This is a genomic window from Methylomarinum vadi (assembly GCF_000733935.1).
Taxonomy (GTDB): Bacteria; Pseudomonadota; Gammaproteobacteria; order Methylococcales; family Methylomonadaceae; genus Methylomarinum; species Methylomarinum vadi.
In genome coordinates this window covers 800,027-825,577 of sequence record NZ_JPON01000001.1, presented here as the reverse complement: position 1 = coordinate 825,577, position 25,551 = coordinate 800,027, and the positions used below count along the sequence as shown (strand labels likewise).

Genomic DNA, 25,551 nt, shown 5'->3' with positions numbered 1-25,551 from the left:
TAAGTATAAAGCGCCCACTCTCGAAAAGAGTGGGCGTAAAGATCAAATGAGAGTTTAGGCGGCTTGATCCTGGTTCAGCATATCTTGAACGATGGTTAAGCTTGCCAAACTCGCCAAGTTTTCCTCAATGGATGGGACATTGCTTAGCGAAGCTTTGTTAACCTTATCTTGTTCAATAATCCATGCTGTCGATCCTAAAGAATAGATGCTTTGGACATCGCGCTTGATCAGAGCCGTTTTGTAGTCATGCAAACGCTTGGATGCGAGTAGCGAGGCCAACTGTTCATCCGTATAGCTGCTGTAAGCTTCGCGAATGTTCTTGACCAGTGCATCTTGTAATCTGCGCGGCCTTTCAGTGAGTAATTTATAGGCTTTGTCATTGATTAGGCTGACATCGATTGTCTGCTCGCCTTGTTTTTTCAGCTGTTCCTTGACGATTTGTTGGGCTTTGTCGATGACTGCAAAGCTGTTGATCAGTTTGAAAGTCAGGTCGGTGTCGGTCTCGCCATAGGCTGGGATCGCTCCCGCAAAAAGCGGTTGATTGACTGTGTAGGCCTGTTTCACCTGATCGATTTGGTGCTGGGCAAAGGCGACAGATAATTCTTCGATCATTGCCTTGCGGTCCATATCACGGCTTAAATATTCGGCGGTCTGCGTTTTATACAGCCATAAAGGAATCGCAAATCTGAAGTGTTTGCGTTCCTCGCTCCAGTTTTCCAAAATTGCCTTGGCTTTGCTGGAGTCGGTGTATTCGGCGTGTAGTTCCAGCATATGCAGAATAAACTGCTCGTGGCTGGCAGACACTTCCGTTTCTTCCGTCAGGCTATGGAGTTCAACCGAAGATTTATCATAGAGGCTTTGCAGCAAATTATCCGGGTCATATTGGTAGGCATTACCGCCCGACATGCCGGTGCAGAACCCTTTACCGAAGGCACCAAGATTCAAGACGGCGCCGTTAATCATGTATTCACAGGCAAAATCGCCCACGCCTTCCACCACGGCCATCGCACCGGAATTGCGCACCGCGAAACGGTCGCCGGCCTGGCCGTTAATGAACGCCTTGCCGCCCGTTGCGCCAAACAAGGCGAAGTTACCAATCAGGACGTTTTCGCCATCCTTTTTCGAGCCGCCTCCCGGGGATTTAACGATGATGGTGCCGCCGCAGGCGGTTTTCCCGACGCCATCGTTACACGTGCCGGTGTGTTCCATGCGCATGCCGTCGTTGTTAAATGCGGCATAGCTTTGTCCAGCCGAACCGTGAGTACGGATGATCACGCTGTCAGGCGCCAGATAGCGGCGACCATGTTGATTGGTGTAAATAATTTGCGATGAATCGGCGTGTTCTGGGCTGATTTCATAGGCCAAAATGCGCTCGATGTCGATCGCCGTCTGACCGCCAACCGTTTTGTTGCGGTTATTTAGTTTGAATTCATCGCCTTCGATAATCAGTTGTGTTTTATCGCCATAGATCAAGTCGGTTTTGATTTGTTCGATCAGCTTGTCGTCTATATCGAAATTCGCTTCTAGATAGATTGGATTCTGAACCTTGACTTCCTCAACCTCGGCCAACAGTTTGGTAAAGTCCAGTTGACCAATCATGCTTGGGTGTTGGATCAGGTGGAGTAGATCGGTTTTTCCGCGAATATCCTTCAAGCTGCCGTATCCGAGTTCGGCCAGTATCTCCCGCACTTCATGGGCCAGGTTCATAAAGAACTGGGCCAGCACGCGTGGATCGCCCTTGAACTCTTCATGGGCCGTGGTTAAACCGGCCGGGCAACGAACGTTACAGTTTTTCGCCATGACACAGCGCAGCATCATCAAGGCGGTGGTGCCGAATTCGAATGAATCGGCGCCGAGAATGGCCGATTTGACGACATCCAAGCCACTTTGATGGGCTGAACTGCAGCGCAGAACCACTTTGTCGCGCAGACCGTTTACCGCTAAAGCCTGATGAACTTCGGCGATACCGATTTCCGGCGAACGGCCGGTATTTTTAAGGCTGGTGACGGCCGCGGCGCCGGTTCCGCCGGTGTTGCCGGCCACGTTAATGACATCGGCGCCGGCTTTGGCGACACCGACGGCGATCGTGCCGATGCCTTCGGAGGAAACCAGTTTGACGATGACTTTGACCCTGGCCGCTTTGGCATCATGAATTAATTGCCCTAAGTCCTCGATCGAATAGGTGTCGTGATGAGGCGGTGGACTGACCAGTTCGACTTTCGGGGTGCCGCCTCGTAACGAGGCAATCTCCACTGTCACTTTAGCCGCGGGAAGCTGGCCGCCTTCACCCGGTTTCGCGCCTTGGGCGATTTTAATTTCGATTTCCTCGACATTGGGGTCGGCCAGATAGCCGGCCCAGACACCGAAACGGCCCGAGGCGAATTGTTTGATTTTGCTGGATTTTAGCGTATTGAAGCGGCTGGAATGTTCGCCACCTTCACCGGAGTTGCTCAGCGCTCCGACTATGTTGGTTCCCTGAGCCACTGCTTCATGCGCTTCCGCCAATAGAGCGCCATGGCTCATGGCGCCCGAAGCCAGCGTCGCCGTGATTTGATGGGCAGGTTGCACCGTATCCAATGCGATACTATGACGAGCCGGTTTTACATTGCTAAGGTAACGGTGCAGCAGGCCTTCGTCATCATTGACACGGATCACGAGTTCGCCGCCTTCGATCGCGGTGCTGAAATCTTCGTCGTCAAAGCGCGATTTAATGTGCTCTGCCAGTTGTTCTAGGCGATTTTGGCTGCTTTCGTTGCTTAAACTAATGTTGAAAACGACGCCGTTGCTTTGTTTAACGGCCAGGCCGCGAATTAAAAAGTTATTGTTTCCGATCAGGCTTTGGCTGCACAAAATTCGATCGAAATCCTCTTTACTCTGTGCCGCGGAGATGTCGGCCGGAAAAGCCATGATGTCACGCAAGGCGGCCGGCCGCGCATTGCGTTCCAAATACAGGTTTTTAGTGAAACTGCGGTAGGCCGGCGTGATGCCGAATGCATCGATTTGTTCCGGCGTACGTTTTTCGTAGCCTGTGTCCATATAGGCCAGGTCGCTGGCTGCCGGAGCTTTCTGCTTGGGAATATAGAGAATGTCCTCGTCGGTCATATTGATGTATTCTCTGACCGCGGTGTTGCCGAACGTATGGCCGGCGCCATCCTGACGTTCCTTGAACAGGCCCAGGAACGGAATATCGTTTTCGTCTTTGACGTTCAGGGCTTTATGATGCCACTCGGTTGCGCTTGCGGCGATATCGCTAAAATGCGCGCCGCCGACCGGGGCATTGATATTTGGAAAATAGGGGTTCAGTTTGGGTTCGTTAGTGTCGAGATAGTTGGACTCGAAGAACTCGCCGCCTATGTAGCTTTCTACGGTACAGAGCCCGAATTTGCCCATGGTTTTCATCAATGACTTGGCGACGCCTTTTTGAAAGTTTGCCAAAGCCTTCATCTGTGCTTCCCCCTGGTATTCCGTCATGGCGCGGTTATGCACGCTCAATGGACAAAGCGCCGAAGCGCCGAAACCCAGAATGGTCGCGACATCGTGCGGGCTGGCGGCCTGCCCGGTTTCCAAAACCAGTGAGGAATTAAAGCGGATGCCCTTGTGCACCATGTGTTGGTTTGCGGCAGCCACCATTAACAGGGCGGGAATGGCGGCTTTATTTTTGCTGATGTTGGCATCGCTTAAAATAATGATGCCCACGCCGCTTTTTGCGGCCGCTTCAATTTGTTCGCACACAGCCAGGAAAGCACGTTCCAGCGATTGCTCGTTTTTCTCGGCATCGTCGAAGTCAGGCGTATAAAGCATATCCAGCGTGGTGACTTTTACCGCCTGTTGTCTGCGAATCTGTTCTAATTGAGTGCGATCCAGAATAGGGGAGTCGATGATCAGCTGTTTGCTTTGTTCCTCGGCAAAGGTTGGTTTTGCGCCCAAGGCGACGCGTAAGGTCATGCCGTCGCTTTCCCGCAACGAATCCAGCGGCGGGTTGGTGACTTGGGCGAAACGTTGGCTAAAATAGCGTGACATGCCGCCTTCGGCGCCGCTTAAGGCGTTCGGAGTGATGCCGTAGCCCATCGCCGAAACCTTTTCCAGGCCGGCCGCCAGAATTGGGTCGAGCAGGAATTTAAAGCTTTCCTGGTTCAGGGAGTAAGCGGTATGGCGCTGTTCGATATTGAATTCGTGATCGTTATCGATTTCATTGAATTCGATAGCGGGCAAATCGGAAATATGAATGCTTTTTTCTTTCAGCAGCGCCTTGTAGTCTTTTTCGCTGGCCAAGCGTTCCATGACTTGGTGGCTGTCGTATGATTGTTGGGTGCTGTGGTCGAAATAAATCATTCCGCCGGCTTCGATACGGCCCCGTTTCAAGACCTGTTCCGGAGGAAAATCAATCTGTCCGGCTTCGGACGTGACCGCTAAATAGTGTTCGGTTTCGACCGAACGCAACGGGCGTAATCCCAGCCGGTCGAGACGGGCGCCGACACGAATGCCGTTGCCGAAAATCAGCGCGGCCGGGCCGTCGTTTTTTTCCTCGTATAGGCTGAAATACTCCAGCATTGCGCGGACGTCATCGGACAATGTCGGGTCGTTTTCCCAGGCTGGCGGCATCATCGCCAGGATAGCGGTGACGATATCCAAAGCATCTTCGTTGATGCGGCGGGTCAGCGTTTGATCCAGGCGGCCCGAATCAGATTGTCCGCAAGGAAAGACGACGTGTTTATTGTTTTGCCGTGCTATCGCATTTTCGCTTAAACGGTTTTTCTTGTCGGTGTTCAACTCGCCGTTATGGGCCATATAACGGAACGGCTGAGCCATCATTGTCGCAGGAGCCGTATTGGTGGAAAACCGGGTATGGAAGAATAGGGTATGAATTTCGTGGTCTTTGTCGTATAAGTCAGTGAAATAAGGGATTACTTCAAAAGAATTAAGGCGGCCTTTGTAGACCTGGGTGCGTGAACTCATCGACAACGGATAGAAACCTGTCAATTCGTCACGGCAAAATCCTTCCGCTTCGATCGCCAATAAAGCCTCTTGAATATATTTCTCAAAAACGTCATGAGTGGCATCTTGTAGTTTTTGCGGGCGGGCGAAAATGACTTGTTTGATCGGTAATTGCGCCTTAATCGCCGCGGCATTCAGAACATTGGTGTCAACCGGGATATCCCGCCAGATCATGACGGGCAGATCGAATTGCGCTAATTTTTTATTGATAAGCTCTCTCGCCGCGGAATCGTAATGGGCATGATCCTCCGGGAAGAAAAAATTGGCGACGCCAAATTGACCAAGCTGCAGGTCACTGTTTCCGGTGATTTTGCGGAAAAATTTAAGCGATAGGTCTATATTCACGCCAGCGCCGTCGCCGATACCTTCGGCGCTCATGCCGCCACGGTGCGGAATAGTGCAAAGCGCCTCGTGGGCTTTGACCAACAAGTCGTGCGTTTGCTTACTCTGTTTATGGGTAATAAAACCGACACCGCAGCTGTCTTGCGAAAAATCAGCGTCGTAAAGCGTCGTTTTTTTATCGTTTTGTTGGGAGTTTTTGCTCATCGTCATCCCGATCCTATCCTACCGTTTAATTGTTTACCTGATTGAGTTAGGTAGCAGCGCGTGTGGTTTTTTTGCCAGTTGCGTGTTAGAGTCCACGTAAGCAGGTGAGTTCGTTATCTTTCGCCATGGCTACTAATTCTCTTAGGGCAAATCTGACCTAAATTTCAGTTAGTGAAACCGTGAAACTATACCATGAATGGCAAAAAGTGTCATTTTATGAGCCATGAATTGATGTTTTTGTGTTTGTGATAGATTTGTCGCTTAAGTTCCAGTGGTCATTGGTTAAAAAAATTAAAATATGAATGAACAATTTGATGTAGTCATTGTTGGGGGTGGCATGGTGGGTGCCGCTGTCGCCTGTGGATTGGGAGACAGCGATTTAAAGGTCGCTGTGTTGGAACAGGATTTGCCGGAATCGTTTTCCATGGATCAGCCTCATGATCTCAGGGTTTCGGCGCTCAGCATCGCATCGCAACGCATTTTGCAGGCGGTCGGTGCCTGGGATGGCGTGGTCAATCGGCGCCTTTGCCCTTTTCGTCGTATGCGAGTTTGGGAGACGGCCGGGGACACCGAATTTAAGAGCGATGATATCGATTATTCCGAATTAGGGTTTATTGTCGAAAACAGAGTGACCCAGTTGGCATTATTGGATCGTTTGCGGCAGTTTGACAATGTTGAATTAATTGCGCCGGTTGCGGTTGCCGGCATCGATTATCAATCGACCGGGTCTTCTGTGCAGTTGAATAACGGACGCGTATTGGATGCCCGCTTGCTGGTGGCGGCCGATGGCGGGCAATCACGAGTCAGGCGGGCGGTCGGGATTGGGGTGACCAGTTGGGATTACAATCAGCATGCTCTGGTTATCTATGTGGAAACCGATTATCCGCAGCAGGACATCACCTGGCAGCGTTTCGTGCCGACAGGGCCGCAAGCCTTCCTGCCCTTGACGGGAAATTTTGGCTCGATCGTTTGGTACAACTCCCCTGACGAGGTCAGGCGCTTAAAAAAACTCCCTCCTGAGCGGTTGATCAGTGAACTCACGCAAGCATTTCCATCGTGTTTGGGCAAGATCAATAAGGTTCTCGGTACCGCTAGCTTTCCGCTAAAACGGCAGCATGCTCAAGAATATGTCAAGCAAGGTGCGGCTTTGGTCGGGGATGCCGCGCACATGATTAATCCATTGGCCGGGCAGGGCGTCAATATTGGCCTGCTTGATGCGGCGGCGTTGGTCGAAGTAGTAGTCGAGGCGGAAAGGCAAGGCAAGGATATTGCCGATATTAGGGTGCTGAAACGGTATGAATCGATGCGGCGAAATGACAATCTAAAAATGATGACGGTGATGGATTTGTTTTATCGCTTTTTTAGTAACGATGTGTTGCCTGTTAAATTCCTTAGAAATTTGGGGTTGGGGATGGCGGAGCGGATTAAGCCCGCAAAAAATAAGGTGATGCGTGCCGCGATGGGGTTGGATGGCAATTTACCGAAGTTGGCGCGTGGCGAAAGGTTGAGCTGATCTTTTGTGTCGGTGAAAGGAGTGGCGCGTTCCCTTAAATGATGTGAATTTGTGAGCTGTTCAGGTTTTTCTTTTTATCGATAACTATAAAATTTAATTATCCATCATAAGGTTTAAACCACCGGCTTTAGCCGGTCAGCTTTAGCTGCGATAATTTGCCCAAGGAGGTGGCGATGGACTATAGATACGGCAGCCATACGGTTTACCAAATTGAGTATCATTTTGTTTGGGTTACGAAGTATCGTTATAAAGTGCTGAAGGATGAAATAGCCGAACGAGTGAGAGACTTGGTGCGGCAGACATGCGAAGCCTTTGAGATACGGATTATCAAAGGTGTCGTGAGCAAAGATCATGTGCACATTTTGGTGAGTGCGCCGCCGACTATGGCCCCAAGCGAAATCATGAGGCGAATCAAGGGACGAACTTCGAGCTATCTGTTCGAAGAGTTCCCGCACTTGAAAAAGCGATATTGGGGTCGACATTTTTGAGCCCGCGGTTATTTTTGCGCCACAGTGGGGCAAATGACTGATGAGATGATAAAGCAATATTTGGAGCATCACTTTGAACCTAATCCAAACGATAATTTCAAGATGGAGCCCGACTAAGACGCGTCGTTTAGTCGACGCGTATCCGGACTTTCAGTCCGTTATTGGAACCCACCCGCTTGAGCGGGTGGTTGTTTAGTGGTAATTGTGAGGATATGCGTTCAGGCTGTCACTTTTTGGCCTGTTGATGCCCGCTCGGAGTCAGTAACGGAAAGGAAAATGTATGACGGCTAGTTTTAGCGCTGAGGAGTCTGGCAAGGATTGGCTCGACTTCTTCAAAAACGGTGCGGGGCGTCTTTAATATCAGCAATTGTTAAGATAAGTTAAGTAAAATAGCTTGTAAAATATCATAGATATTACATTAAATAGATGTTTCAACCTTTTATTTAGGCTAGAAAAATATATAATTTAAGCTAATTTTATAACGAGTGAATTTTACTTGGGTGCGGCATGGAAAAAAGAATTTATCCTCGTGTCACTGCTAATTTGTCGGCCGTTATTGCCAATGAGGATGGGATTCGTCTGAAAGTAGTGGCTTCGGATGCTTCCAGTGAGGGGCTGTGTGTGGAATGCAATACGATTGAACGGAATTTAGTCACGCCTGGCGGTAATTTTGTGCGTGACGGTAAGCCGGTTGAATTGTTTGTTTGGTTGGATTTGCCTGATGAAAATGGCGGTACGGCGAAAATCGAGGCGCGATGCCATGTGGCGTTTTCACGACGCGTGGCCAGCGATAGGTGCAAGATCGGTATGCGTTATATGGATTTAGATAAAAGCCATTATGAAAGGCTGGTGCGATTTATCGAATCTTCATTACCGTCAAACGACCAGCGCCATGATGCTTTGTAAAAAATTATAGAGATTGTCTGTACAACCGTTTTGGCGGCCATTTTTTTGCATGGCTCCCGCTGTTCGTATTTTTAATTGTCCAACGAATCTAACATCAAGTCTTGCAATTGCCTCAGGACGGTAGGATCCTGGATTGGCTGGGATTGTTTGTCGGTAATATAGAACATGTCTTCCGCGCGGCTGCCGATGGTTGTGATTCGTGCGTCATGCAGCTGAATGTCCAGTGCCGCGAAGGATTGGCCGATAATCGACAATAGGCCTGCTCGATCGGTGGTGATTAACTCCAGTATTGTATGTTGATGTGTAGGGTCGTCCAAAAAGGATATCCGCGTTTTGATGGGGAAATGGCGGGCTTGCCTGGATTGCTTATGGATGTTTTTGTGGGGTTTTATCTCTCGACTCACTAAATTGTTGCGTAAAGACGTGCAAATATGCACTTCCCTAAATAGATCCTTTATTGGTTCTCCCGATTGCTCCAGTATTTGAAAGCTGTTCAGGACATATTGATCGGCGGTCGTGAGGATGCGTGCATCCAGGATGGTTAATCCTAACTGGTCAAGGGTGGCTGTGCAGATAGAGAATAACAGTTCTACGTTTTTGGTATAGATAAATATCTCGGCGCTGCCGCGCTGGGTTTGCGGTCTGAGCAATACCAAGGGAAAGTCCTCTGGGCGGGATGCGGCGATTGCGACCGTGTGCCAGGCGATTTCGTCAGGCGAATAGCGTAGAAAGTAATCGTCATTAAGGTGTTGCCACGCTTTTTCGATGCTGGTCAGGGAGAGATTGAGTCGGAGTAATTGATCGGTTGCCTCTTTCTTGTTTTCCCCAATTCTTTCTGACCGGGCAATCGGCTTGTCCAGGCCGCGATGTAAGGCGTTGTGAGTGGCGATGTAAAGCTCCTTTAACAAAGAGTCTTTCCATGAATTCCATAAACTTGGATTGGTTGCGCGAATATCGGCTACGGTGAGCAAGTATAGATAATTCAAGTATTTAATACTGCCAACCTGAAGAGTAAATTCGTGAATGACTTCGGGGTCGCTGATATCTTTTCTTTGTGCCGTGGTCGACATTAATAAATGGTTGCGGACCAGCCAGGTAATTAGTTTGGTATCGCCTGAAGGGATATCGTGTTGCAGGCAAAATTCGCGGGCAATATTTTCTCCGAGAACCGAGTGATCTCCGCCCTTGCCTTTGGCTATGTCGTGAAATAGCGCGGCAATGTATAAGATATGCGGGGTGGGGATTAGGAGAAAAATATTGTTGCAGAAGGGAAGTTCTTTATTGTGTTTTGCCAGCGAGAAGCGGCGCAGATTGCGGATAACGAACATGGTGTGTTCGTCTACGGTGTAAATATGAAACAAATCATACTGCATGCGCAGGGTAATATTGGCGAAGCCGGGTAAGTAGGCAGCCAGTATGCCATATCGATTCATGCGGCGTAACTGATGGGTTATTCCTCGTGGCTGGCGTAAGATCTCCATGAATAAGCGATTAGCTTTTTTGTTATGCCTAAACTCATCGTCGATTAGATGCACGCTTTTGCGTATCAGGCGGATGGTGGTGGCTCTGATCCCTTTCAGTGAAGGGCTTTGTTGTAGAAGTAGAAAGATTTCCAATAGTGTCAGCGGATTGTCGTTAAAGACATTTTTATGACTGACTTCGAGATAGCCGTTGATGGCGGAGAAATCGGCGGTGATGGGAGTGGGCTCGTTACGCTTGTTGCTATCGATGAAGCCTTCGCTGAACACTTGCAATAAAATTTCATTCAGCTGTTCCATGCAAACCACGGTTTTAAAATAAAACTGCATGAAGCTTTCAACGTCCGGTTGATCGTTTTTATCGGTATAACCGAATAATTGCGCCAAGTCGCGTTGATAATCGAACAATAGCCTGTCTTCGCATCGATTGGTAAGCGTGTGTAAGGCAAATCTAATGCGCCACAATATGTTTCTGGCTCTGATTAGTTCTTCATATTCCGAATCCGGCATGAAGCCGTATTTAATTAATTCTCTGAGGGTCGTCGAGCCGTAATGCCGCTTAAACACCCAGGCAATGATCTGCAGGTCGCGCAGGCCGCCGGGCCCTTCTTTAATATTAGGTTCCAGATTGTAGGCAGTTTCATCGAATTTGCTGTAGCGTTTTTTTTGTTCCTCCATTTTTGACTGGAAGAATTCCGCGGAAGGCCATAGTCGTTCGCTGGAAATTCCCTGTTTCAGTTGTTCGAATAAGTGCGAGGCGCCATCGATCAGTCGCATTTCCATCAAGCTGGTGATGATGGTTTGGTCAATGCGGGCGTTATCTATGCACTCCTCGACGGTGCGTACGCTCAGTCCGGGCTTGAGGCCGATGTCCCAAAGAAAGTTGCTGAACTGGGTCAATTCTTTTCCGACAACATCCTGGTGGTCGGCGTCGAGCAGTATGACGAGATCGATATCGGAATGAGGAAATAGCTCGTTGCGGCCATAACCGCCGGTAGCGATCAGAGTATGGGAGGCGGCATATTGGTTTAGAAAGTGTCGCCAGCAGGCGCTGAGTAGGCGGTCGATAAACTCCGATCTTGCCTGGAGTAATTCCAGAACGTTTTGTTGCGGGTCGAATTGTTGTTGTAGTTGTCGGGTTTTGTTTCGGATCGCCTCTTTAAACAGACTGATGGATTGGGGCTGGCTAAAGAAGTTCTTGTATCCGCTGCTAATGTCGCTGGTGTGTTTCACAATTCTTCCTGGCGTAAGGTCAGAATATCGTAGCCGCTTTCCGTGACCAAAATGGTGTGTTCCCATTGCGCTGACAAGCTTCTGTCTTTGGTTACCGCGGTCCAACCGTCTTTTAATATTTTCATGTGGCGTTTGCCTAGATTGATCATGGGTTCTATCGTGAAAATCATACCGGGTTTTAACGCCTCGCCTTGACCGGGTTTGCCAAAATGCATGACGTGGGGTTCTTCGTGAAAATTTTTGCCAATGCCGTGGCCGCAGAACTCACGGACCACGGAATAGCGATTCGATTCGGCATGTTTTTGAATGGCGTGACCTATGTCGCCCAGCGTCGCGCCAGGTTTGACTTGTTCTATGCCCAAAAACATTGCCTCTCTCGTCACTTCCACCAGTCTTTTGGCGTGAGGAGCAACGTTGCCGATGCAAAACATTTTGCTCGTATCACCATGGTAGCCATCTTTGATGACGGTAATGTCGATATTGACTATGTCTCCGTTTTTTAATTTTTTTTCACTGGGAATGCCGTGGCATATTTGCTGATTGATTGATGTGCAAATGGACTTGGGAAAGCCTCGATAATTCAAGGGGGCGGGAATAGCTTGCTGCACATTGACGATATAATCATGGCAGATTTGATCGAGTTCATTGGTGCTAACGCCGGCGACGACGTGTGGGGCTATCATTTCCAGTACTTCAGCCGCCAGTTTGCCGGCGATTCGCATTTTTTCTATTTCATCAGCAGTTTTAATTAGAATGCTCATTTGCGATGGGTTAATGTTGGTAATGCCAGTTGTTAAAAATTTAAAAGGCGTTGATTGGTTACGTTTGCGGCGAAAAGCCGGGAGGGTTTTTAGAACCGTCGCTGTTTAAAGCAAAGCATCAATCCTTGTGTCGGCGACCATGGAATCAGTCGGTTGATTTACTATAACAAAAACTAATAAATGGCAGCAATTCTCACTAAAGCTTTTTGTAAAATGATGTTCTGTATATGCATTCTATTCAAGGCTTTTTTCTGTATTGATTAACGGGTGTCAGCAAGCTTGGAAAAATTGGAGGATAGTGGTTTGTTGTTGGTGTCTGTTTATGGTATAAAGGTAAATTAATTTTAATACTCACATCTGTCGGCACGGCTGGTAGGGTGCTCATGTCTCGTTTTCGAGTCTACGGGTTTCCAGGCGGGGCAGGTGGAGGCGTAACCCAATGCCGGAATATTTTCGGCAAAACATTAGGAGAAACTATCAATGGCAGCAGTGTCAATGCGTCAAATGCTCGAAGCGGGCGTTCATTTTGGACATCAAACCCGTTATTGGAACCCCAAAATGGCTCCTTATTTATTCGGGGCCCGTAATAAAATTCATATTATAAACCTCGAGCAAACTTTGCCGCTGTTTAACGATGCAATGAATTATCTCGGGCAAATGACCGCCAACAAAGGCAATATTCTGTTTGTTGGTACGAAAAAGGCGGCGCGCAAAGTGGTTTCTGAAGAAGCCAAGCGTTGCGGCATGCCTTACGTGAATCATCGTTGGTTGGGTGGCATGTTAACCAACTTCAAAACTATCAAGAAGTCCATCAATCGTCTGAAAGAGCTGGAAGCCATGAAGGCGGATGGTACTCTTTACCAACGTTTCAATAAGAAAGAAGCATTGGGCATGGAACGCGAGATGGAAAAATTGGAGCGCAGCCTGGGCGGTATCAAGGATATGAGAGGTATTCCCGATGTCTTGTTCGTGCTGGATGTCGGTTATGAGAAAAATGCCGTCATGGAAGCGAAAAAATTAGGTATACCGGTAGTTGCCGTGGTCGATTCCAACAATTCTCCTGATAATATTGATTACATTATTCCGGGTAACGACGATTCGATTCGAGCAATTAAGCTGTATTGCGAAGCCGCTTCCGCCGCGATCACCGATGCGAAGTCTGCCGTTATGGATGCATCGGCAAAAGCTGATGAATTTGTTGAAGAAGTGACTGCTGAAGAATAATTAATTTCGCTTTGCGCGGGCGGCTTAAGGGTGCAAAGTGAAAAATTTTCTTACCCTGAGCTTTTCAGGATAAAAATTGAGCCTTTCAAAACGCCTCCTAGTGAGGCGTTTTTTTAGTTTGAAAATATTGAGGAAAAAAACAATGAGTATTACTGCCGCAATGGTAAAGGAACTGCGTGAGAGAACCGGTTCCGGCATGATGGAATGTAAAAAAGCCTTGGTCGAAGCGAACGGCGACATGGAAACCGCTATTGAAAATATGCGCAAAGCCGGTTTGGCTAAAGCCGATAAAAAATCGGATCGAACCGCTGCCGAAGGCGTAATTGGCGTTCAAATTTCCGACGATGCGAAAAAAGCGGTGATGGTGGATGTTAACTGCGAAACTGATTTTGTTGCCAAAGGTGACGATTTCGTTAATTTTGTCAACGATATAGCCAATACGCTGTTGAATAATGATGTAGCCGACAACGAGCAGTTATTGGCGATGACTCTTTCCAATGGATCGAGCGTCGATGAAACACGGCGTGGTTTGATTGCGAAATTGGGCGAAAATATCACAGTGAGACGTTTTGTCAAATATGATGCTCAAGGTGGAACAGCTTGTTATTTGCATGGTAATAAAATTGGCGTCATCGTGGAATTGGCAAAACCCGATCCGGAATTAGGCAAGGATTTGGCCATGCATGTGGCTGCGAGTAACCCGGCTTATCTGAATGAAGACCAAGTCGAACCGGCGGCAATTGAAAAAGAGAAGGAAATCTTCTCCGCTCAAGCGTTGGAAAGTGGAAAGCCTGCTGAAATTGTTGAAAAAATGATCAGCGGACGTATTAAAAAATTCCTGGGTGAAATTACCTTGGTAGGGCAGCCTTTTATTAAGGACGATAAAATGTCTGTTGGGCAATTGCTTAAATCCAAAGATAATTCGGTGATACGCTTTACTCGCTTTGAGGTAGGCGAAGGCATCGAGAAAAAAGAAGAGAACTTTGCCGAAGAGGTTATGGCTCAAGTAAGAGGCTAATAACTCTGAAAAAACCCGGTTTTGACCGGGTTTTTTATGGAAGCAGTAAATCCTATTACTTTTTAATGACATAGTGGAAACTGGAATATGAGTCGATTGATATGCCGGAGAATTTTGCTTAAATTGAGCGGTGAGGCGCTAATGAATGAGAAGGGGGTCAGTATAGATCCAGACATCGTTAAGCGCCTGGCTCTGGAAGTGAAAGATCTATGCGATGCCGGCATTCAGGTAGGCCTAGTGATTGGCGGAGGCAATATTTTACGAGGCGCTGAAACTGCGTCGGAGGGTTTGAATCGTGTAACCGGCGATCAGATGGGGATGTTGGCAACCGTGATTAATGCCTTGGCGATGCAGGATGCCTTGGAATATCTTGGTCAACCGGTGAGGGTGATGACCGCGCTAAAGATTAATCAGGTATGTGAGGACTACATACGCCGCCGTGCCGTTAGGCATTTGGAGAAAGGTAGGGTGGTTATTTTTGCTGCGGGAACCGGGAATCCATTTTTTACGACGGATACGGCCGCTAGTTTGAGAGCCATTGAAATCAATGCCGAATTAATGATTAAGGCTACCAAGGTAAAAGGAGTGTACTCCGCCGATCCCGAAAAAGTTCCGGATGCGCTGTTTTATCCCCATTTGACCTATGACGAAGCGTTGGATCAGCGGCTGAATGTGATGGATACGACCGCATTGGTCTTGTGTCGGGATAACGATTTACCTATGCGGGTGATGAATATTTTTGAGCCGGGAGCCGTCATGCGTTTGATGCAGGGGGAAAATATCGGCTCCTTAATCGAGAAGAGGAAAACAAATGATCAGTGATATTCAACAGGATGCTGCGGCGCGAATGGCCAAAAGTATCGAAGCATTGCAAAAGGCTTTTTCCAAAATAAGAACCGGCCGGGCGCATCCCAGTCTGCTCGACCAGATTAACGTTTCATATTACGGTTCTGATACGCCTTTGTCTCAAGTCGCTAATGTGTCGGTGGAAGATTCTCGGACTTTGAAGGTTACGCCTTGGGAAAAAAACATGGTTCAAGCGATAGAAAAGGCGATCATGGCATCCGATTTAGGTTTGAACCCGGCCACCCAAGGAGCGGTCATCCGGATTCCGCTACCGCCGTTGACCGAAGAACGGCGCCGGGATTTGGTAAGAGTTGTCAAGCAAGAAGCGGAGCAAGGCAGGGTTGCCATCCGAAATATTCGCCGAGAAGCTAACAACGAGATCAAAGAGGCTTTAAAGGAAAAAATGATTTCCGAGGACGAGGCGCGCGCAGGCGAAGATAAAATACAGAAAATTACCGATCAATACATTAAGGAAGTGGAAAAGTATCTTGAAGAAAAAGAAGCTGATCTACTGTCCATGTGATTGAGCGTCAATATGCCAGCTGACCTGAATAATCAAATAACAACCGATAACGGTAATCCCCGACATATCGCAATTATCATGGATGGTAATGGACGATGGGCGCAAAAAAGGCTGATGCCCAGGGTGATGGGGCACCGTGAAGGCGTTAAGACGGTGCGTAAGATCGTTGAATATTGCGCTAAGCAACAAATCGAGGTGTTATCGTTATTCGCATTCAGCAGTGAAAATTGGCGCCGACCCCAGGCCGAAGTTAATACCTTGATGGAATTGTTCATGATGACCTTGCAGAGTGAGGTCGATAAGCTCGACGAAAACGATATTCGCTTGCGTATCATTGGCGATAAAACGGCCTTTTCCGATAAATTACAGGCTAAAATCGCTCAGGCCGAGGCACAGACTTGCAACAATCGTGGGTTGACGTTGAACATTGCCGCAAACTATGGGGGGCGATGGGACATTACTGAGGCGTTTCGGCAAATTGCCGTAAAGATAGAGCAGGGGCTGTTGCAGGCTTCGGATATTAACGAGGACTTGGTGAATCGCCATTTATCAACGGCCGATTTGCACGAGCCGGATTTGTTCATTCGATCTGGTGGCGAGCAACGTGTCAGTAATTTTTTGCTGTGGCAAATGGCTTATACCGAGTTCTACTTCACCGATGCACTATGGCCCGAATTCGATGAGGCATTGCTGAGTGAGGCCATCGACAGTTTTAGGCGTAGGCAAAGACGTTTTGGTCATACAGGCGAACAAGTCATTAAACAATCATAATTCAACATAAACAATCATGTTATTTCCTCGTATCATAACCGCTTTGATATTGCTTGCTGTAGCAGTCGCGGCAATATTTCTATTGCCGTCAAATTATTTTTCATTGTTCATTGCTGTCATCGTCTTATTGGCTGCTTGGGAGTGGACAAGTCTGATTGGCATGGAAAAAATCCTGTCCAAATTACTTTTTCTCTTGGCGTTGATACTGCCGATGTTTGTCATTTTTTCCTGGACAATGATTCTTGAAGTCATGGCAGAGGTCATGGAATGGCCGGGTATCAAGGAATATTCGGGAGTCCTGGAGTGGTTGGTCATCGGGCCGGTGGTGTTATGGTTATTGCTGATGATTTTAATCAGAAAAGTTCCCGATCAGTTGCTTAAACTGAATCTTAAGGTTAAATATAAGGGCCTCATTGGCTGGTTTGTATTGTTGTCGGCATGGATGTTCTTGAGTCGATTAAGGGCTTTTTACGGAACTGAAATGGTGATGTATTTCCTGATTTTAATTTGGGTAGCGGACATTGCCGCTTATTTTACCGGCAAAAAATTCGGCAAGGAAAAACTAGCGGAACAAATCAGTCCCGGAAAAACCGTGCAGGGAATGTATGGTGCACTAGCGGCAGGCTTTCTATGTGCTGTCGCGTTAGGTCTTTATTACCAATTCCACATCCTAATTGCGACGGATTTTGTTTTTCTTTCGGTATTGACCGTGCTGGTGTCGATCTACGGCGATTTGTTCTTTAGTCTGGTTAAAAGACAAAAAGGCGTCAAAGACAGTGGTTTTTTGTTGCCAGGCCATGGCGGCGTTTTAGATCGGGTGGATAGCGTGATCGCTGCGGCGCCCTTTTTCTACGCGGGAATTCTCTTGATTGGGCGGAGTGTATTTGCATGAAAGGCTTATGTATTCTCGGCGCGACCGGTTCGATTGGCGTTAGCACACTAGATGTCGTTGCCAGGCATCCCGATCAATATCGGGTCGTTGCCCTAACCGCGAATCACAATATTGATGGCTTGTTCGAGCAGTGCTTAACGCATCACCCCGAATATGTCGTCGTTGCGGCGGAAGAAAAAGCCGAGGCGTTTAAGGATAAACTTGCCGATTCGCCGGTATCCGATATCAACGTCTTGACCGGTGCCGAAGCTTTGCAACAAGTGGCAACGTTGGATCAAGTCGACTCGGTAATGGCGGCGATTGTGGGAGCGGCTGGTTTGCTGCCGACGTTAGCGGCAGCAAAGGCGGGTAAAACCATATTGCTAGCTAATAAAGAGGCGCTGGTGATGTCGGGCGATATTTTTATGCGCGCGGTTAAGGAAAGCGGTGCGCATTTGCTGCCTATAGACAGCGAACATAACGCTATCTTTCAGTGCATGCCTGGTGGATATGAAACAGGCCATAAGGCCAAACAAGCCCGTCGTATCTTATTGACCGCATCGGGTGGACCTTTTAGGGAGACACCTGTCGAGGAATTGCATGACGTAACGCCGGAACAAGCGGTTGCGCATCCCAAATGGGACATGGGGCGAAAAATCTCTGTCGATTCCGCGACGATGATGAATAAGGGTTTGGAGCTTATCGAAGCCTGCTTATTATTCAATATGTCTCCAGACGATATTCAAGTGGTGATACATAAGCAAAGTATTATTCATTCCATGGTCGATTATGTCGATGGTTCGGTACTTGCGCAAATGGGCAACCCGGATATGCGGACGCCGATTGCTTATGCGATGGCCTGGCCGGACAGATTTGATTCCGGCGTCGAACCGTTAAATATTTTCGACGTTAAGCAAATGGACTTTGAGGAACCTAATTTGGAGCGTTTTCCCTGTTTGCGATTGGCGTATGAAGCGATCAAGGCGGGAGGCATTATGCCGACCGTACTGAACGCCGCTAATGAAATTGCGGTGGATGCCTTTTTGAACGAACGGGTGCGCTTCACCGATATCGCTGTCATTATCGAGCGTACCATGGCGCATTTCACTCCAGACTCCGCCGATAGCTTGGACATCGTATTGCATGCCGATCGGCAGGCTAGAATCGAGGCACAACGCGTGATTGAGGGGTTATTAAGCTAATGGACATTTTGTACAGCCTGTTTTATTTTGCCGTGGCCGTTAGCGTGCTGGTGGCTTTTCATGAATTTGGCCATTTTTGGGTGGCCAGAAAAGCAGGCGTCAAGGTGTTGCGTTTCTCGGTTGGTTTCGGCAAGGTCGTTTGGTCGTATCGAAAAACACCGGATTCGACCGAATATGCTTTGTCAGCGATTCCCCTGGGTGGATATGTCAAAATGGTTGATGAAAGAGAAGGTGAGGTCAAGCCGGAAGATCTGCCGTTAGCTTTCAATCGCCAGTCTTTATTGGCCCGCGCGGCAATTGTTGCTGCTGGCCCCATTTTCAACTTGTTGTTGGCCGTTTTTTTGTTTTGGACTGTTTTGATACTAGGCGAAACCGGTATTCGCCCCATTATTGGAGCGATCGAACCTGGAACTCTGGCTGCCGATGCCGGTTTGCAGGAAGGCGATGAAATTCTAAAAATCAACGGCAGGAAAGTACCGACCTGGTCCGAAGCCATCAGTACGTTATTCTCGGAGGCGATGAGTGGCAGCCAGGCGATTCAGCTGGCCGTCAAATCTCAGGATGATTTCGAGCGGGTTAAGGTTATCTCAATTTCCGGACATGATATCGAGAAACCGGAAACTCTTTATGAACGTTTGGGATTGACGCCCTGGTCACCGAAGTTGAAACCGATTATTGGTAAAGTGCTTGAGCAAGGAGCGGCAAAACAAGCAGGTTTGCAAGTAGGCGATTTAATTGTCAGCGCGGATGGTCAGCCTATTAATGAATGGATGGAGTGGGTCAAATATGTTCAGGAGCGTCCGCAAACATTAATCAAATTGATCGTAGAAAGAGGCGGGATACGTTTGCCCCTCAATGTGATTCCGGAGGCTGTAGAACAGGATGGTAAAACCATCGGCAAAATTGGTGCAGGGGTGGAAATTCCAAAAGATTTATTGGATTCGATTCGTGTTACTTATAGCCTTTCGCCTTTGCAGGCCTTCCCGGTTGCTTTGGAGAGAACATGGCAGTTTTCTGTCGGAACGTTGATGATGATTGGAAAAATGCTAATTGGACAGGCCTCGGTGGAAAATTTGAGTGGCCCCATCAGTATTGCTCAGTATGCGGGACAATCGGCTGAAATGGGTTTGGTTCCTTTTTTAAAATATCTGGGCCTGATCAGCGTCAGCCTGGGAATTTTAAATCTATTACCCATTCCGGTTTTGGATGGCGGCCATTTATTGTTTTTTGCTGTTGAAGCTGTAAAGGGTAGTCCGGTTTCGGAAAATATGCAGCTTCTTTTTCAACAAGTTGGGGTTTTGCTACTAATCTCGTTGATGACCCTGGCCATGTTTCTGGATTTAGAGAAATTGTTTCAATGAAGAAACTTTATGATGTATCACATAGAAACTAATACTCTTTTTTTCAGTCCATATTTACTCGAAATAACTCAGTATTCGGAAGGAGTATAATGAAAAAACTAATCGGTATTGCAGCGCTATTCAGTGCTGTTTTGGGTGGAGCTGTAGAGGCTGATGAGACTGCAATCAGAAAATCCCTTAATTTATCCATGCCTTCATTACAGCTAGATAGTGTAAAGCCCTCGGAAATCAATGGACTCTATGAAGTCGCTATAGGGTCGAATATCCTATACGTATCCGAAGATGGGAAATATTTAATGCAAGGCCATGTCATCGATATTGATGCACGCAAGGATATAACGGAGGATAAACTAGCCACGCGCCGGAGAGCGGCTATCGATCAGTTGGGGGATGATAAAACCATAATTTTTAAACCGGAAGACAGCCGTTATAAGGTTTCGGTATTTACCGATATCGATTGCGGATATTGCCGTAAATTGCATTCGGAAATCGACCAATACATGGCTGAAGGTATTACTATTCAATATCTGTTTTTCCCGAGAGCAGGAAAAGGGTCGGATTCCTATAAAAAAGCCATTTCCGTCTGGTGTTCGGAGGATAGAAATGCTGAGTTAACAGCGGCAAAGCAAGGTAAAATTCCCGAAGAAAAAACCTGTGAAAATCCGGTCGATGAACACATGAAATTAGGAGCGGAATTTGGAGCGAAAGGAACACCGATGATCGTGACCGAGAAAGGAAATATTTTTCCTGGATATGTGCCGGCAAAGCAATTAGCTAAGGCATTGGCAGCGGAATAATCATATCTACTCTGGATGGGGGGGGCTCTACTAACCCCCCCTTCAAATATGTCTTCAATTACTACTACGTAGTAAGCAATGATTTTCCTAAGGATGATTAAAGGCTTGCCGTGATAGATCTGGGTCTTTCTGAATTGTTCACTAGGAGAAGTTGGTTTATCTAACGGCTTCTCTTTAACGATGCAGACTCATCTCTTATGACACCCAACACTAAAATAAAAAAATATACTGAATCGTAGCCTTAGATCAAGGTTGCATAGAAAATGAGTTGCGGAATAGGATGGCAATACAAAGGAATTTACAATAAATATGCAAATATAACTGGATTTATCGTAAATTACGTTGTATTATATTCTGCTCTTGGAGAGGTGGCTGAGTGGTCGAAAGCGGCGGTCTTGAAAACCGTTGAACCGCGAGGTTCCCAGGGTTCGAATCCCTGCCTCTCCGCCATGAATTAACCTATTGATTCATAAGTCAAAAACAACAAATTCTTACTGTAAGAGCGGTTTTTTGCTACAAAAACATGCTACATAAAGGATTGTTGCTATGGCTAAAATCCCCTACCTAATCAGACGAAAAAAAACGTCTTTTATTTTCGTTTTGTCGTTCCCGCCGAACTCCGCGATTCGGTCAAAGTTCGAGAAATTACCCAAAGTCTCAGAGCCGAAAATAGAACAGAGGCAACCCACAAAGCGTTAAGGCTTGCCGCACACTTCAAAGCCGCTTTAAACGATCTGAAAGCCGGTAAGGTTTGCGATATTGATAAGCCGCTATTCGTTGAGCCAGAAAATAATATCTCTCCCCCTGTTTTACCTATTCAGGTCAAATCTTCCGCGCCGTTGTTGTCGGTTGTTATCGATGATTTTCTTAAACGATATGACCCCAGCAATAAATCCACTTTGATAAAGCTAAAGGCCATGTTGCCGGTATTTCTTCAATTAGTTGGAAATTGACCAATCAATCAGATTTTATAGCCTGATGTAAACGGTTATTTCGATGACGCGTAAAAACTCCCCTCCAAGACGTGATTCTAAAAAATTATTTTTAGGAAATGAATTTAAGGGAAATCATTGAAGCTAATGCTGGTGGGCAAATGTATTTCTAAAGGAACCTTTAAGAACGCTTATCGTGCTTGTATAAGCATTCTTATTAACTGGGGAAGCGTTCACATTATAAAGACCAGGGGTTTTCAGCTTTGAGCGTAAAGGGGGCGGTTTATCATGGCGAGTGCGTCACCGGTATCAATAAGCAACGGGCGATAAGGCCGGATGAACTGCAAATATTATTCGGCCATGAAAAAATGAAAGGGTTTGCCGCTGATCGGATTACATACCGGCTCTAGAATCAACGAGATTTGCCAATTGAACCCCGTCGCCGACATTTTGCAGGATGAAACGACCGGGACTTGGTATTTCAATTTTGATGACGAAGGCGATAGCGCCGAAAAAGTTAATAAATCCATTAAAAACCATTCATCAAGGCGGTTTTTCCGGTTCATTCAAAATTGATTGATTTGGGATTTTTCGCTGTGTAGACAAGGTTAAGTCCGAAAGGCACAAGCTGATATTTCCAGCTTGGCGGCCCCGAAACGGTAATAAAGCATCGCCCAATGCGAGCAAATGGGTCAGAAGTTACCTAGCCCGGATATTTCATCAGTCCCTTGAAACCCTATCGAAACCCTCATTTGTTTTAAAACATGCGATCGTAAGGAGAAATTGAGCGGTCAAAAAGGGAATTAAGCGTTGATTTTCGTTTTTCAGGCGCAACTTCCCCTTACCCCATTGTTTATCAGCGTGCCGGGCACAGCACTTTGTTTGTACTAATCAGGGCACAGGCGCTGACAAACGGATTTAAACAAGGATTGAAACGGATACTGACTGCTGAACAGCAGTCGAATACGACGGGTGTTACGAATGATGACGGCACCGATTTTAAACAATTTCAGGCGAATGGTGGCGCAAGTGGCTGTCGCTAGTTCGGTATTTTTGAGGGCGATTCGGCGAATCGCATGGATCAACGTATAGGCCAGTGTCGATAACAGCAAACGAAACTGATTCGGCCACCACAGGCTGCAACTGGTGCGGTCGGCAAACAGATCCAATTGTTGTTCTTTAATCCGGTTTTCCATGTCGCCTCGCGCACAGTAAACGGTTTCATAGAGTGTTTGTGCATCGCCGTCCAGATTGGTTACGACATAGCGGGGATTACTCCCTTGGCTCATGTGTTCGGCCTTAAGAATGACACGGCGTCGGCGTTTCCAGGTGCCGGCTTTATAGTGGAAATCGGTAAAGAGACGCTGTTTCTGCTGTTCGCTTTGGAACTGTTGCCGGGCTTGTTCAATCCAGGGTTGGCTTAAGCGCGTTAAGCGTTTATTTTTGGCCAACCCGACAATATAGTGAACGCGATGCCGCTCGCACCAACTCAGCATCTTATGGCGACAAAAACCGCCATCGCCGCGAAACGTGATGTCAACGTCCGGCCAAGCCTGACGCAAGCGCCGAACCAGCAAAGCCAGAATCGCCCAGCTGTGCTTGGCGCCATCAATATTGCTGGGACGTAGATAACTGACCAAGCAGTGATGGCCGCAAAAGACATACAACGGCAGGAAACAATAGTGCCGATAGTAGCCATGAAAAAAACGTCCGTCCTGTTCGCCATGAACCGGATCGTCGGTGGCGTCGAAATCCAGGATCAACGATTTCGGCGGTGTCTCATACGAAGCGATAAACTGTGCCAGCAACTCCTCATGAACTCGCCACATCAAGGCGCGATCCGCCTGCTGCTCAAACCGGCACAAGGTCGATGGACTACTGAGGGTGCGATCCTGCTCCACCGCCGTCTGCAAGGCGATATCATTTCTGAGCGTGTCATGATCATTCAAATCCTCATACCCACACGCCAAGCCATAAACCCGTTGACGGAGCAGGTTGATCACAGAGTGTTGCACGCGGTCAGGGGCTCTGGCGTCAGGAATCTGCGCCGCTATCCGTTCGGTTAACCCTAACTGCTGGTCAACCGCTCGTAACAACAGCACACCGCCATCACTGGTGATCGCTCCACCACTGAATTGGGCGTCTATTTTACGGCGTTTTAAGGGAGGAAATTCTATCTGAGCTGGAGTACAATTTGTCATGGGCAAGTTGTTGGTTAAATTCAATATAAGTAACTGAATTTTATCAAATATCAACAAGCTTGCCCGCCTCTATCATGAAATATTCGGGCTAGATAGCGTCGGATTGTCCGATGAAACACCCGGCACACGTTTAACAGGGTTTCATAGCTTCCGGCATGCGTTTGTAACACCCATAATCCAGGATTAAACTTGATTCCGCCGGGAATAAGCGGTTTTAGTCAGGAAAAATGGTAAGATACGATTATAAAATCATCCGCACTTCACTCTATAAGCGACAAGTTGACTATTGAAGAAATTTAGATTCTGAAAGAACAGCGTCACAGAAGGTAGCAGGGCAACTGGGTGACGAATCCAGCTTTCGGGAGCTAACCTAGCCCGGTTAAACTGATTACTTGTAAATGTCTTTTTCGGTGTCCGATCTTGATGATCTGAATGATTAAAATATCGTCTAATACCGAATACACAACGCGATAATTGCCAATTCTTACCCTGTAGGAATGTTCCCCCGACAGTTATTTGCATCCGTCAGGTCGAGGGTTTTCTGCAAGCAGGTAAATTTGCTTTGATACTTCGGTAATAATATCGCTTGGAAACTTTTTTAAGCTGCTTAATTGCTCTCGGCTTAAATTCAATCCTGTAATAAGCCATCGTTATGAAGCTCCTTTTTAACAGTTTCCCAAGAAGGAATAGTGGGCTCGTTTTTCTGTTCTGCAATCGCGGCCAAGTCCTCGAGATCTTACATCGATAAAACGACTGAAACCTGATCTCCGTCAGCATTGGTGATATATTGCGGCTAGCTAGGTCAAGGTTTTCAATAAATATCCAGTACGAATTTCGGGATACATTCCAATATAGATCTTGGGTTTAGTTAAAAATCCTCTCTGCATCTTTTAATACAGTAGCAATACTCCAGAGTATGTTTAATTGTTATTGGCAGAGCACACATAGCGCTTGATTATGATGCTTTGTCGGTAAAGATACGATTAAAGTCGATAGACAGGTAATAGCCGAAACTATCTCGATGGCCAGATTATTGAATCAACGATTACTTGTCCATACTGCTATCATTAAGTAACCAAAACCATGCCGACCGATGCCTGCCAATTTTTTTTCGAATGGAAGTTGGCGGAACTTTACTAAAACCGAAGCAAGGGGCTGCGGGTATTTGTTATTATGTGCCAGTGAAATGTCCGCCGGTTCAATTGCAGAAACCTTGCGGCAAGTAATCACAAGCATTTCAGATTTAAAAAACAGGCCACATAGATGGTTTTTTATAAAGCGTAATTCAAGCAATAATTAGATGTTTTTCTACAATTTAGACGATGAACACTTGAACTCGACTTTAATAGGTATTGTAATAGATGAACGTATGCTTGAGTCTGAATAAAACTAAGAGGAAAAACAATGAAAATAATAAAACTCTGCACTGATTTCATGACGATTTCTGTATTCTACATTTATAGCGGATATGCTTTAGCTGAGGAATTCGAACCCGAACCTTCTTTCAAATATGCACCCTTGATCATTTTCTTAGCTTTACTGGTCATCTTCAGAAAAAAACTGATTGCGGAAGCAACTCCTCATCCTCATGGCGAGGAAGAGCATCATGGGGCCGAAGAAAGCGCTACTAAGACAGATGCTGAAACGCTGCAGAGCGAGAGGATAGAAGAAAAAACCAAAGTTACTCAGCCGGCACAAGAAGAAATAATCGACATGTCGCAGAAGGTGGAACAATGCCAGGCGGCAACGGCGAAAGGGTCTCGATGCAGTCGCACTGCTAATCTTGAAACGATCGAAGTGTCTGTCGAAGGCAAGTTTTATCGTTTTAAAACCTGCAGGCAACATAATAATGAGTCCTTCAAGCCATTTTTGAGCTAAGCCTGGA

19 protein-coding genes, 1 tRNA gene and 2 pseudogenes are annotated in these 25,551 nt (G+C 47.0%); 15 read left to right on the top strand and 7 right to left on the bottom strand.

The window, feature by feature from the left end; genetic code table 11:
* Positions 1–54: 54 nt before the first annotated feature.
* The gene (locus tag EP25_RS0104260; RefSeq protein ID WP_031432745.1) at positions 55–5,541 is read right to left on the bottom strand and encodes a glutamate synthase-related protein; all 5,487 of its coding nucleotides are present in this window, start codon (positions 5,539–5,541) and stop codon (positions 55–57) included.
* Between the two features lie 298 nt (positions 5,542–5,839).
* Between EP25_RS0104260 and EP25_RS0104255 the strand changes: the two genes are divergently transcribed.
* The 3 genes and pseudogenes from EP25_RS0104255 (at position 5,840) to EP25_RS0104240 (ending at position 8,448) form a co-directional block, all read left to right on the top strand.
* On the top strand, positions 5,840–7,054 hold the full coding sequence (locus EP25_RS0104255; RefSeq protein WP_031432744.1) for a UbiH/UbiF/VisC/COQ6 family ubiquinone biosynthesis hydroxylase: 1,215 nt from the start codon (positions 5,840–5,842) through the stop codon (positions 7,052–7,054).
* 173 nt (positions 7,055–7,227) lie between these two features.
* Positions 7,228–7,659: pseudogene (gene tnpA, locus EP25_RS0104250) on the top strand (IS200/IS605 family transposase).
* 390 nt (positions 7,660–8,049) lie between these two features.
* The gene (locus EP25_RS0104240; protein ID WP_031432743.1) at positions 8,050–8,448 is read left to right on the top strand and encodes a PilZ domain-containing protein; all 399 of its coding nucleotides are present in this window, start codon (positions 8,050–8,052) and stop codon (positions 8,446–8,448) included.
* Positions 8,449–8,519: 71 nt separating this feature from the next.
* On the opposite strand, the gene glnD is transcribed toward EP25_RS0104240, so the two are convergent.
* Both glnD and map read right to left on the bottom strand, forming a co-directional pair.
* Positions 8,520–11,159, bottom strand: a complete 2,640-nt coding sequence (glnD, locus tag EP25_RS0104235; RefSeq protein WP_235185836.1) for a [protein-PII] uridylyltransferase — start codon at positions 11,157–11,159, stop codon at positions 8,520–8,522.
* On the bottom strand, positions 11,156–11,920 hold the full coding sequence (map, locus tag EP25_RS0104230; protein ID WP_031432741.1) for a type I methionyl aminopeptidase: 765 nt from the start codon (positions 11,918–11,920) through the stop codon (positions 11,156–11,158). The genes glnD and map overlap by 4 nt, the downstream gene beginning before the upstream one ends.
* A 480-nt stretch (positions 11,921–12,400) precedes the next feature.
* On the opposite strand from map, the gene rpsB reads away from it, so the two are divergent.
* The 11 genes and pseudogenes from rpsB to EP25_RS24230 form a co-directional block, all read left to right on the top strand.
* Positions 12,401–13,144: a 30S ribosomal protein S2 gene (gene rpsB / locus EP25_RS0104225; RefSeq protein WP_031432740.1), complete on the top strand. Its 744-nt coding sequence runs from the start codon at positions 12,401–12,403 to the stop codon at positions 13,142–13,144.
* A gap of 142 nt (positions 13,145–13,286) precedes the next feature.
* A complete protein-coding gene (tsf, locus tag EP25_RS0104220) occupies positions 13,287–14,162 on the top strand; it encodes a translation elongation factor Ts (protein WP_031432739.1) in 876 nt (291 codons plus the stop codon).
* Between the two features lie 87 nt (positions 14,163–14,249).
* A complete protein-coding gene (pyrH, locus tag EP25_RS0104215) occupies positions 14,250–14,984 on the top strand; it encodes a UMP kinase (protein ID WP_031432738.1) in 735 nt (244 codons plus the stop codon).
* Positions 14,974–15,531, top strand: a complete 558-nt coding sequence (gene frr / locus EP25_RS0104210) for a ribosome recycling factor (protein ID WP_031432737.1) — start codon at positions 14,974–14,976, stop codon at positions 15,529–15,531. Before pyrH ends, frr begins: the two co-directional genes overlap by 11 nt.
* Positions 15,532–15,543: 12 nt before the next feature.
* Positions 15,544–16,302, top strand: a complete 759-nt coding sequence (locus tag EP25_RS0104205) for an isoprenyl transferase (protein ID WP_031432736.1) — start codon at positions 15,544–15,546, stop codon at positions 16,300–16,302.
* A gap of 16 nt (positions 16,303–16,318) precedes the next feature.
* Entirely contained in the window at positions 16,319–17,194 is an 876-nt protein-coding gene (locus tag EP25_RS0104200; protein ID WP_031432735.1) for a phosphatidate cytidylyltransferase, read from the top strand.
* Positions 17,191–18,375 (top strand): 1-deoxy-D-xylulose-5-phosphate reductoisomerase, encoded by a 1,185-nt coding sequence (gene ispC, locus EP25_RS0104195; RefSeq protein WP_031432734.1) that lies wholly within the window; start codon positions 17,191–17,193, stop codon positions 18,373–18,375. Before EP25_RS0104200 ends, ispC begins: the two co-directional genes overlap by 4 nt.
* Complete coding sequence (gene rseP, locus EP25_RS0104190; protein ID WP_031432733.1) at positions 18,375–19,736, top strand: RIP metalloprotease RseP; 1,362 nt, start codon at positions 18,375–18,377, stop codon at positions 19,734–19,736. The genes ispC and rseP overlap by 1 nt, the downstream gene beginning before the upstream one ends.
* A gap of 89 nt (positions 19,737–19,825) precedes the next feature.
* A complete protein-coding gene (locus tag EP25_RS0104185; RefSeq protein WP_031432732.1) occupies positions 19,826–20,533 on the top strand; it encodes a DsbC family protein in 708 nt (235 codons plus the stop codon).
* Between the two features lie 362 nt (positions 20,534–20,895).
* Positions 20,896–20,983 (top strand) — tRNA-Ser (locus tag EP25_RS0104180).
* A 137-nt stretch (positions 20,984–21,120) separates the two neighbouring features.
* A pseudogene (locus EP25_RS24230) lies at positions 21,121–21,486 on the top strand (DUF6538 domain-containing protein); the annotation flags it as partial.
* A gap of 329 nt (positions 21,487–21,815) precedes the next feature.
* Here EP25_RS24230 and EP25_RS23415 read toward each other — a convergent pair.
* The 4 genes from EP25_RS23415 to EP25_RS23410 all read right to left on the bottom strand — a co-directional run bounded on the left by EP25_RS23415 (position 21,816) and on the right by EP25_RS23410 (position 24,959).
* Positions 21,816–21,995: a hypothetical protein gene (locus EP25_RS23415; protein ID WP_160172694.1), complete on the bottom strand. Its 180-nt coding sequence runs from the start codon at positions 21,993–21,995 to the stop codon at positions 21,816–21,818.
* A 357-nt stretch (positions 21,996–22,352) separates the two neighbouring features.
* Positions 22,353–23,666 carry an IS1380 family transposase gene (locus EP25_RS0104165; RefSeq protein ID WP_031432730.1) on the bottom strand — a complete coding sequence of 438 codons (1,314 nt, stop codon included), beginning with the start codon at positions 23,664–23,666 and terminating at the stop codon, positions 22,353–22,355.
* A 365-nt stretch (positions 23,667–24,031) separates the two neighbouring features.
* Positions 24,032–24,130, bottom strand: a complete 99-nt coding sequence (locus tag EP25_RS23795; RefSeq protein ID WP_235185835.1) for a hypothetical protein — start codon at positions 24,128–24,130, stop codon at positions 24,032–24,034.
* A gap of 574 nt (positions 24,131–24,704) precedes the next feature.
* Entirely contained in the window at positions 24,705–24,959 is a 255-nt protein-coding gene (locus tag EP25_RS23410; protein WP_160172693.1) for a hypothetical protein, read from the bottom strand.
* A gap of 111 nt (positions 24,960–25,070) precedes the next feature.
* Between EP25_RS23410 and EP25_RS0104160 the strand changes: the two genes are divergently transcribed.
* Complete coding sequence (locus EP25_RS0104160; protein WP_031432729.1) at positions 25,071–25,544, top strand: hypothetical protein; 474 nt, start codon at positions 25,071–25,073, stop codon at positions 25,542–25,544.
* Positions 25,545–25,551 lie beyond the last annotated feature (7 nt).

What these genes read in the sequence shown, in the direction of transcription:
- EP25_RS0104260 (WP_031432745.1), bottom strand. Translation starts at nt 5,541, where the DNA reads ATGAGCAAAAACTCCCAACAAAACGATAAAAAAACGACGCTTTACGAC.
- EP25_RS0104255 (WP_031432744.1), top strand. Translation starts at nt 5,840, where the DNA reads ATGAATGAACAATTTGATGTAGTCATTGTTGGGGGTGGCATGGTGGGT.
- EP25_RS0104240 (WP_031432743.1), top strand. Translation starts at nt 8,050, where the DNA reads ATGGAAAAAAGAATTTATCCTCGTGTCACTGCTAATTTGTCGGCCGTT.
- map (WP_031432741.1), bottom strand. Translation starts at nt 11,920, where the DNA reads ATGAGCATTCTAATTAAAACTGCTGATGAAATAGAAAAAATGCGAATC.
- rpsB (WP_031432740.1), top strand. Translation starts at nt 12,401, where the DNA reads ATGGCAGCAGTGTCAATGCGTCAAATGCTCGAAGCGGGCGTTCATTTT.
- tsf (WP_031432739.1), top strand. Translation starts at nt 13,287, where the DNA reads ATGAGTATTACTGCCGCAATGGTAAAGGAACTGCGTGAGAGAACCGGT.
- pyrH (WP_031432738.1), top strand. Translation starts at nt 14,250, where the DNA reads ATGAGTCGATTGATATGCCGGAGAATTTTGCTTAAATTGAGCGGTGAG.
- frr (WP_031432737.1), top strand. Translation starts at nt 14,974, where the DNA reads ATGATCAGTGATATTCAACAGGATGCTGCGGCGCGAATGGCCAAAAGT.
- EP25_RS0104205 (WP_031432736.1), top strand. Translation starts at nt 15,544, where the DNA reads ATGCCAGCTGACCTGAATAATCAAATAACAACCGATAACGGTAATCCC.
- EP25_RS0104200 (WP_031432735.1), top strand. Translation starts at nt 16,319, where the DNA reads ATGTTATTTCCTCGTATCATAACCGCTTTGATATTGCTTGCTGTAGCA.
- ispC (WP_031432734.1), top strand. Translation starts at nt 17,191, where the DNA reads ATGAAAGGCTTATGTATTCTCGGCGCGACCGGTTCGATTGGCGTTAGC.
- rseP (WP_031432733.1), top strand. Translation starts at nt 18,375, where the DNA reads ATGGACATTTTGTACAGCCTGTTTTATTTTGCCGTGGCCGTTAGCGTG.
- EP25_RS0104185 (WP_031432732.1), top strand. Translation starts at nt 19,826, where the DNA reads ATGAAAAAACTAATCGGTATTGCAGCGCTATTCAGTGCTGTTTTGGGT.
- EP25_RS23415 (WP_160172694.1), bottom strand. Translation starts at nt 21,995, where the DNA reads ATGGATTTATTAACTTTTTCGGCGCTATCGCCTTCGTCATCAAAATTG.
- EP25_RS0104165 (WP_031432730.1), bottom strand. Translation starts at nt 23,666, where the DNA reads ATGACAAATTGTACTCCAGCTCAGATAGAATTTCCTCCCTTAAAACGC.
- EP25_RS0104160 (WP_031432729.1), top strand. Translation starts at nt 25,071, where the DNA reads ATGAAAATAATAAAACTCTGCACTGATTTCATGACGATTTCTGTATTC.